At 71.5% G+C, this 8,933-nt stretch carries 8 protein-coding genes; 5 read left to right on the plus strand and 3 right to left on the minus strand.

Going from position 1 to position 8,933, the window contains the following annotated elements:
* Positions 1-126 precede the first annotated feature (126 nt).
* Genes C1I93_RS02280 through C1I93_RS02295 form a run of 4 tightly spaced genes read left to right on the plus strand, consistent with a single transcriptional unit; the run spans position 127 to position 5,423 of the window.
* Entirely contained in the window at positions 127-1,923 is a 1,797-nt protein-coding gene (locus tag C1I93_RS02280; RefSeq protein ID WP_111241515.1) for a condensation domain-containing protein, read from the plus strand.
* A complete protein-coding gene (locus C1I93_RS02285; protein ID WP_111241516.1) occupies positions 1,920-3,668 on the plus strand; it encodes a condensation domain-containing protein in 1,749 nt (582 codons plus the stop codon). Before C1I93_RS02280 ends, C1I93_RS02285 begins: the two co-directional genes overlap by 4 nt.
* 2 nt (positions 3,669-3,670) lie before the next feature.
* Positions 3,671-4,678, plus strand: a complete 1,008-nt coding sequence (locus C1I93_RS02290) for an ATP-binding cassette domain-containing protein (RefSeq protein WP_111241528.1) — start codon at positions 3,671-3,673, stop codon at positions 4,676-4,678.
* Positions 4,662-5,423, plus strand: a complete 762-nt coding sequence (locus C1I93_RS02295) for an ABC transporter permease (RefSeq protein WP_111241517.1) — start codon at positions 4,662-4,664, stop codon at positions 5,421-5,423. Before C1I93_RS02290 ends, C1I93_RS02295 begins: the two co-directional genes overlap by 17 nt.
* On the opposite strand, the gene C1I93_RS02300 is transcribed toward C1I93_RS02295, so the two are convergent.
* Positions 5,402-6,247: a helix-turn-helix transcriptional regulator gene (locus tag C1I93_RS02300; RefSeq protein WP_111241518.1), complete on the minus strand. Its 846-nt coding sequence runs from the start codon at positions 6,245-6,247 to the stop codon at positions 5,402-5,404. The two genes, C1I93_RS02295 and C1I93_RS02300, sit on opposite strands and share 22 nt — an antisense overlap.
* Before the next feature lie 105 nt (positions 6,248-6,352).
* Here C1I93_RS02300 and C1I93_RS02305 point away from each other — a divergent pair, with 105 nt between their 5' ends.
* Complete coding sequence (locus tag C1I93_RS02305) at positions 6,353-7,075, plus strand: SDR family oxidoreductase (protein WP_111241519.1); 723 nt, start codon at positions 6,353-6,355, stop codon at positions 7,073-7,075.
* A gap of 60 nt (positions 7,076-7,135) precedes the next feature.
* Here C1I93_RS02305 and C1I93_RS02310 read toward each other — a convergent pair whose 3' ends face one another.
* Both C1I93_RS02310 and C1I93_RS02315 read right to left on the minus strand, forming a co-directional pair.
* Entirely contained in the window at positions 7,136-8,290 is a 1,155-nt protein-coding gene (locus tag C1I93_RS02310; protein WP_111241520.1) for a Gfo/Idh/MocA family protein, read from the minus strand.
* On the minus strand, positions 8,260-8,933 hold a 674-nt coding region (locus C1I93_RS02315), incomplete at its 5' end, for a ThuA domain-containing protein (RefSeq protein WP_111241529.1). The genes C1I93_RS02310 and C1I93_RS02315, both read right to left, overlap by 31 nt.

An 8,933-nucleotide genomic window follows, 5' to 3' on the forward strand; every position in this document is an offset into this window, starting at 1 on the left:
CGTACGGGCCGGGTTCACCCCGAGGGACGGCCAACAGTGGGGTTTTCCCGACTACCGGCGACGACACCGCGCGGGCGAGGGTGGGCGACAGTCACGTAGCTCGCTCGCCGACGAACCGGAGGCACGATGTCCAGTCCCACGCTGGCCGACCGGATGGAGATCGCGTTCGTGGGTCACCGGGCCGGCGAAGGGCCTCTGACCTGCGGCCAGAGGAACACCTGGCAGTGGATGCGAACAGACGTGTCCAACCCGATGGCGACGCTGCAGTGGCGGCTGCCGCTACCGCCCGGCACTCCCGTGGCCGACGTGGTGGCCGCCCTGGCCACCCTGCTGGCCCGGCACGAGTCGCTGCGTACGACGTTTCAGGAGCACGACGGCCAGTTGCGTCAACGCATCCTGGGCAGCGGGGTCCTCGCGGCCGAAATTCACCACGTCAATACCTCCGCCGACCTGAACCTGACAGCCCAACGGATGATTGACCAGCTCCGCGAGAAACCGTTCGCCCTGGCCGATGAATTGCCGGTGAGGCTGGCGATCGCGGTGGCTGGCGATAGCGCACTTGCAGTTGTTGCCGTCTATTCGCACATGGCTGTCGACTATGGAAGCATGGCCATTCTGGGCCGGGAGTTCGGCGAGCTGGTCGGCACCGCCGGCGACCGACCGGTCGAGGCCGCCGGCGACCGGCTGGTCGGGGTGGCCCGGCACCAGCCGCTCGACCAGGCAGCCGAGGAGGCGTCGCCGCGCGGGCAGCGCCGGGCCGCTGCGGCCCTGCGGTACTGGACCGACCAACTGCGCCGGACGCCCCAGTGCCTGATGGCGTTGCCGCCGGCCGACGACGGCGACACCGGCCCGGCCAGCGCGGCCCTGCGCTCTCCCGCCGCCACCGCCGCCCTCGGCCGGATCGCCGCCCGGACCCAGGCCAGCCCGGCCGCCGCCGTACTGGCCGCCTTCTCCGCCGTGGTGTCGGTACGGGTCGACCAGTCCCGCTGCGTGTTCGCTTCGCTGTCCAGCAACCGGTTCACCTCCCGCCTGCGCGACTACGTCGGCACCCTGGCCCAGGACGGTCTGGTGGTGGTGGACGTGGCCGGGCCGGACTTCGACGATCTGGTGCGGCAGACCGGCGCGGCGATGCTGCGCGCCAACCGCAACAGCATCTTCGACGTCGCCGATCTGGTGACCCAGGCGGTCCGGATCAACCACGAACAGGGCCTCGACTTCAGCCGGGACTGCGTCTTCAACAACATCAGCGCCCACCTGCCCGCCGGTGCCGGCGAGGCGGCGAACGTGCAGTTGCCGGCGTTGGATCCCGCCGACCTGAGCTGGTCACCCGGGCCCGGGGACGCGGAGAGCAGTCTCACCTGGACACCGGCACCGCCCTTTCCCAACCGCCTGGTGCTCCAGTTGATCGCCGTCGCGCCGGCCGTGGTGCTCGGCCTGAGCACCGGTGACACCCGGCACGTGCCGCGGACCGAGATCACCGGACTGCTGCGGGGCGTGGAACGTGTCCTGGTCGCCGCCGGTGCCGGGCCGGTACGCCTGGCGGAGGTGCCCGACCTCAGCGGGGTGACCCCGGTGGCGCGCGACAGCGACTGGGTGCGGGTGGGAGTCAGCTGGGTGCAACTCAGTGGAGTCCAGGAACTGCTGCGCGAGGCGCTGGACACCCCGGCACTCGCCACCGCCGAGCCGGACGGTGCCGGGCACCGACTGACCGCGCACCTCGTCGCCGCCGACGGCATCCGGACCCCGCACCAGGCGCACGCGGCCTGCATGGCGCACCTCGGCGGCCGGTACGCCGTGGCCGCTCCGCACCGTTACGTCCTGCACGACTCGGCTCCGGCCGACCTCACCGACCTGGCGGCCTGGCGTACCCGGCCGGTGCTGGCCTGCGGGGACGGCCGCGCGACCACGGAGGATGACCGATGACAGCACCGAGCGACACCGTCCGGATCGTCCACCTGCGGGTCGACGGCGACCGCGAGGCACAGGGCCCGCTGACGTTGGGTCAGGCCAACGCCCGGCAATGGATCTCCACGCTCACCGACGACCACTTCCTCAGCCTGGTGCAGTGGATCTTCACGGTGCCGGCCGGGACCTCGCTGGAGCGCGCCTGCGCCGCCCTGGCCGCACTGGTCCGGCGGTACGAGTCGCTGCGTACCACGTACCACGACGGGCCGGACGGTCCGGTGCAGCGCGTGGCGCGCACCGTCGAGCTGCCGATCGAGGTGCACCATCGACCGGCCCAACCGGAGAGCACGGCGCTGGCCCGGGAGTTGATCGGTCAACTCCGCGAACGCCCGTTCGACCTGGCCCGGGATCTTCCGCTGCGCTTCGCCGTGGCGGTCGAGGCCGACCTGGTACACGCGGTGGTCGCGGTCGTCTCGCACCTGGCCGCCGACTACGTGAGCCTGACCGTGCTGGGCGAGCGCTTCACCGCGCTGCTCGCCGGATCCGCGAGCGACGAGGACGAGCCGCCCCACCAGCCGCTGGACCGGGCCGCGCGGGAGCGCTCGCCGCAGGGTCTGCGGCAGGCCGACGCGGCACTGCGGTACTGGTCGGGCATCCTGGGCCGGCGGCCCCGCTGCGTGCTGCCCCGGCGCGCCACAGATGTCGAGGCACTGGACGGCGGGCCGCCGCGTACCCCACGCAGCGCCGACCTGCACTCGCCACGGGCGGCCGCCGCGCTGGACCGGATCACCGCCCGCACCGGCGCGAGCCGGGCCATGGCGGTGCTCGCCGCGCTCGCCGCCGTGCTCGCCACCCGGTCCGGCCAACGGCACGTGGTGCTCTACTCCCCCGCCGCAAACCGGCTCGGCGTACGACTGCGGGACTATGTCGGCACCGCGTCGCAGGACGGCCTGCTCAGCATCGAGGTCGACCAGCCCGACTACGACACGCTGGTGCGGCACGCCGGGACCGCGCTGCTGCGGGCCAACCGAAACAGTGTCTTCGACGCCGAGGCACTGCAGCGCGAGCACGACCGCATCGCGCACGAGCGGGGCATGCCGATGAGCCGGGACGGCGTGTTCAACAACATCTCCGGCAACGCCCCGCCGGACCTGCCGAGAGTGGCCACGGCGGAGACGTTCATCGACTGGTGGACCCCGACCGGCTTCACCAACCTGCTCCTGTTCCACCTGGTACGGACCGAGCAGGCGCTGATCCTGGAATTCATCACCGGGGACAACCGGTACCTTCCCGACGCGGAGATCGAGGCGCTGCTGCTCGGCACCGACCGGGTGCTCGCCGCAGCGGCCACCGGCAACGTCCCGCTGGACGACGTCGCCGACATCGCCGGCATCGAGGCGTTCGCCCCCGACGGTGACTGGCACTTCATCGACCACAGCTGGGTCCAGCTCAGCGAGGTCAACCGGGTGCTGCGGGCGGCACTGCCCGGGACGGCCCGGGCCTTCGTGCTCGGCGACGAACCCAGCGGCGCGACGATCACCGCCCACCTGGTCGCCGGGGACGAGATCACCGACCCCGCGCGGGCGCACTCGGCCTGCGTACGACGGCTCGCCGACTCGCACACGGCGATCGCCCCACACCGGTACGTCCTGCACCCGGACGCCCCCGCCGATCCAGCCGACCCGCAGGCGTGGCGGGAACTGCCGGTGCTGGCCGAAGGCGACGGCCGGTCCACGGCGGCGAAAAGCGAGGTAGGACCATGACAATCATCGAGGCGAACGGGCTGACCCGTACCTTCCGGGCCGGCCGGCAGAGCATCGCGGCGGTCCGGGGGGTCGACCTGCGGGTCGAAGCCGGCGAGATCGTCGGGTTCCTCGGGCCGAACGGCGCCGGCAAGACCACCACCCTGCGGATGCTCACCACGCTGCTGCGCCCGACCAGCGGCACGGCCCGCATCGCCGGCGCGGACCTGGCCACGGCTTCCCGCGAGGTGCGCCGCCGGATCGGGTACGTGGCCCAGTACGGCGGTACCGACCCCAACGCCCTGGTGGAGGAGGAACTGTTCCTCCAGGCGCGCCTCTACCGGATCGCGGCCGCCCCGGCTCGACGCCGGGTGGCCGCCCTGCTCGAGGAGTTGGACCTCGGCGGGTTGGGTGCCCGGCCGGTCGGCTCACTCTCCGGCGGGCAGCGCCGCCGCCTGGACATCGCGCTCGGCCTGGTCCACGAGCCGCCGGTGGTCTTCCTCGACGAACCCACCGCCGGTCTGGACCCGCACAGCCGCAACAACCTGTGGGAGCACACCCGCCGGCTACGCGACGACAACGGCACCACCGTCTTCCTGACCACCCACTACCTCGACGAGGCCGACGCGCTCTGCGACCGGATCCTCGTGATCGACCATGGGCGGATCGTCGCCGAGGACACCCCCGCGAACCTCAAACGTCAACTGGCCGCGGACGTGCTGACCGTGGCGGTGGTCGGTGATCCGGACGCCGCCCAGCGGCTGCTGGCCGGATTGCCGGGCGTGCGGCAAGCGGCGGTGACGAGCACGGGCGACATCCAGGTCACCCTGGCCGACGGCGAACAGGGGATCACGGATGTGATCACCGCCCTGTCCGGCGCGGGCTTCGGCGTCCGCGCCCTGCAACTGGCGCGGCCCAGCCTGGACGACGTCTTCCTCAACCTGACCGGCCGCGAGCTGCGCGACGACCCGCGCCACCCGTCCGCACCCATCCCGACCACCGAGGGGACCGAGCATGTCCCTGCTCGTTGACATCATGCTGGTGTTTCAGCGCCACCTGCGCATCTCACTGCGCAACCCACTCTGGATCGTCATCGGACTCTCCCAGCCGGTGGCCTTTCTGGTGCTCTACGGCCCGTTGATGACAAGCACCCTGTTGGTCACCGGCGTCGCGCCGGAGCGCGCCTGGCAGACGTACGTGCCGGGGGTGCTCGTGCAGCTCTGCCTCTTCGGCTCCGCCTTCGTGGGGTTCGGCGTGATCGCCGAGTGGCGCGGCGGGGTGATCGAGCGGCTGCGGGTCACCCCGGTGAGCCGGGCGGCGTTGCTGCTCGGCCGGGTACTGCGGGACGTCGCGCTGCTGGTGGTCCAGGCGGTGCTGCTGATCGTGGTAGCGCTGCCGCTGGGCCTGCGCGCCTCGGTGCCGGGGGTGCTGGCGGCCCTCGGCGTGGTCACGCTGCTGTCGCTGGGCCTGGCCTGTCTCTCCTGCGCGCTCGCGCTGACCGTGAAGAGCGAGGACACCCTGGGGCCCACGCTCAACACCGGCCTGATGCCGCTGCTGCTGCTCTCCGGGGTGTTGCTGCCGATGTCGTTCGCCCCACGCTGGTTGGACCTGGTTTCCCGGCTCACTCCGTTCCGGTACATCGTGGACGGCATGCGCAGTGCGTTTCAGGGCGAGGTGTTCACCACGACCGTACTCACGACGGTCCTGGTCGCCCTGGCGATCAGCGCCCTGTCGGTGCTGCTCGGCGTGCGGACCTACCTGCGGCAGAGTGCGTGATCGCCGAGACCAGACCATCGGGTCGTTGCCAGGGCCTGCGCCGAAGGGCTGCCCGGGTCGGCCTGGTAGACGACGAGTTGCTGGCCTGACGCGCCGTCGACGGTGAACGACTCGTATGTCAGGGTCAGTTCCCCGGCCTCGGGGTGACGGAAGAGCTTCACATCGTGGGACTTTCCCCGTACGTCGTGTCGTGCCCACAGCCGGCGGAACTCCGGACTCTTGAGGGAAAGCTCGCCGACGAGTTCCTTGAGCCGGGGGTCGTCGGGCACATTACCGGTGGCGGCACGTAGCGCGCTGAGGCTGGACTGCGCGACCTGGTCCCACTCGGGGTAGAAGGACCGGGCCGCCGGGTGGAGGAAGACGAAGCGCACGAGATTGGGTTCCTCCTGCGCGAACACCTCCGCGAAGAGCGCACGCCCCAGCCGGTTTCCGGCCAGCACATCCATCGTGCGGTCGATGATCAGCGCGGGCGTGTGCGCCCAGCCGTCCATCAGCCGGAGCAGGCTCGGCCGTACGGTGGCCCGGACCACCGGTCGAGCAGGACCATGACCGGTCCGGCCCAGCAGGTGCAGGTGCCGCGTCTCCTCCGGATCGAGCCCCAGGGTTCTGGCCACGGCGTCCAGCACCTGGCCCGAGGGGTGCTGTTCTCGTCCCTGCTCCAGCCGGGTGTAGTAGTCGGTGCTGATCCCGGACAGCTGAGCAACCTCCTCCCGCCGCAGCCCCGGCGTCCGGCGACGCCCCGACGAGGTCACTCCCAGTCGCTTCGGGCTGGTCACTTCACGCCGGGCACGCAGGTATTCGCCGAGCGGGTTGCCGCTGCTCATACCTCCCAACTTAGCCCGGGTCAGGTTCCGCCTCGCCGCTCGGCGCGGTATCCAGGGCGTATCGCACCCTGGTTGGCCGCCTGCCCGACCCGGAGGGTGGAACGCATGACACCCACAAGCAAGGTCGTTCTGGTCACCGGCGCGAGCAGCGGCATCGGAGAGGCCGTCGCGCTGCACCTCGCCGAGCAGGGACATCGGATCGTCGCAGGCGCCCGGCGCCAGGATCGGTTGGACGCCCTCGCACAACGCCACCCCAACATTCGCGTACGACGACTCGATGTCACCGACCGCGCCGACGTCACGAGGTTCATCGGCAGCGCCGTCGACGAGTTCGGCCGGGTCGACGTGCTCGTCAACAACGCCGGCCTGATGCCGTTGTCCCGGCTCGACGCGCTGCTGGTGGACGAGTGGGACCGGATGCTCGACGTCAACGTGCGCGGGCTGTTGCACGGCATCGCCGCCGTCCTCCCCCTCTTTGCGCAGCAGCGCAGCGGCCACGTGGTGACCGTCGCCTCGGTCGGCGCGCACGAGGTGGTGCCGACGTCGGCGGTCTACTCGGCGACGAAGTTCGCCGCGTGGGCGATCACCGAGGGCCTGCGCCTGGAGGCTGACCCGAGCCTGCGGGTCACCACGATCTCTCCGGGTGTGGTCGAGTCCGAGCTGGCCGAGACGATCAGCGACCCGGGCGCCCGCGCCGCGATGAAGGAGTACCGCAGGAACTCGATCCCGCCCGAGGCGATCGCCCGCGCGATCGCCTTCGCGATCGCCCAGCCGGCGGAGGTCGACGTCAACGAGATCATCGTCCGCCCGGCCCGGCAGCGAGGCTGACATGTCCGGCAGCGAAGCTGACATGTCCGGCAGCGAACGCAGCAGGACGTAGCATGCGGCTTACGAACGCGCGCTCGTCCGATCCGACCCGCCTGCCGGGAGACCGGGCCCGAGGGCTGACAGCCACTCCTCCGCCGGGGTGAGCGGGACCGGTGCGGGGCGTTCGACAGCCGTCGTCAGCTCGACCCGACGACCTTCGGCGGCCGAGCGGAGCAGGGCGGTCATGATGTCGAGTACGTGCAGCGCCACCGCTCCGCTGGCGCGTGGCGGACGTCTCTCGTCGGCCCGGACCAGGTCGATCAGGCCGACCCCCCGAGAGGCGGCGACGTAACCGGCCCGCGGTTCGAGGGCGCGCCACCCGGGGCCGTCGAGCGCGAGATGGCGGACCTCGCCGTCGAAGGTGTTCGGATCGGGTACGGCGATGGTCCCGTGCTCCCCCTGCACCTCGATCGGCGCGGCCGTCGTCGCGACACCGTCGAAGCTGGTGGTGAGAGTGGACAGGGCGCCATCCGCGTGTTCCAGCACACCTGTCACGTGAGTCGGCACCTCGACCGGGATCCGCTGCCCGAGGCGGGGGCCCGAGCCGATGACTCGGGCGTCACGCAGCCGGCTCGCCGCCCCGGTCACCGCACGGACTCCCCCGAGCAGGTGGACCAGCGCGGAAATGTAGTACGGCCCCATGTCCAGCAGCGGGCCGCCGCCCGGGGCGTAGTAGAAGTCAGGGTTGGGGTGCCAGCGCTCGTGTCCCGGGGTGACCATGACGGCCGACGCGGCCAGCGGGCGGCCGATCAGTCCACTGTCGATCGCCGCTCGGGCGGTCTGCGTACCGGTGCCCAGGACGGTGTCCGGCGCGCACCCGACGCGGACTCCGGCCGCCGCCGCCCGGTCGATGATCGACAGGCCCTCCGGGAACGTGACGGTGAGCGGCTTCTCGACGTAGACGTTCCGGCCGGCGTCGATCGCCGCGCCCGAGATCTCGGCGTGCGCCGCCGGGATCGTCAGGTTGAGCACCGTGGTCACGTCGGGGTGGTGGAGCAGTCGCTCGACACTCACCGCCTCGGCGCCGGGAATCATGGTGGCGGCGGCGACGGCCCGGGCCGCGTCCAGGTCGGCCACCGCGACGACGCGCACCGCGCGATGGTGGGCAAGCATGTTCAGGTACGCGCGGGAGATGACCCCGAGCCCTACGACGCCGACGCCGTGCGGGTCGCCCACACCATCCCCCTCTCGATGACGGTACGGACGCTTCGGTGCTCCAGCACGTCGAGGCTGTGTCCAGGAGTCGTCACCACGATCCGCCCGGCACCCCAGTTCCGGGTCCAGATCGCCGGCGAGGTGACCGGCCGGTGCCACGGGTGCCACGCCCGCGTCGGGTGGGTGGTGGTGGCCAGCACGTCGATCAGGTCGTCGTGCAGCACCCAGTACTGCTCGGTGACCAGGTCGAAATCCTCGATCCCGGCGGTGATCGGATGCGCCCGGCCGAGTTCGGTGATCGTGATCGAGTGGGGCAGGAAGTTGTCCTCCTCCCCGCCGCTACGGTCACCCGGTTCGATGCCCGGATGGGTGGCGAACTGCCCGCCCACCAGGTGCAGGTATTCCGCGCAGGCGCGGAACGAGTCGACGATGCCGCCATGCCAGCCGGTGAATCCCGTCCCGGCGGCGACCGCCGCCGCCAGACCCGCCACCTGCTCCGCGGTGATCTGCGACATCGTCGTGCACTGCACGATGAGGTCGGTCTCGGCCAGTTCGGCGGCGTCGGCGTAGATATCCGTCGACCCCTCCACCCGTACCGCGTATCCGCTGCGTTCGAGGAACGGGATGAACAACTCCGTCGCCTCGACCGGCCGGTGTCCCGCCC

The organism is Micromonospora endophytica, assembly GCF_003236305.1.
Taxonomy (GTDB): domain Bacteria; phylum Actinomycetota; class Actinomycetes; order Mycobacteriales; family Micromonosporaceae; genus Micromonospora; species Micromonospora endophytica.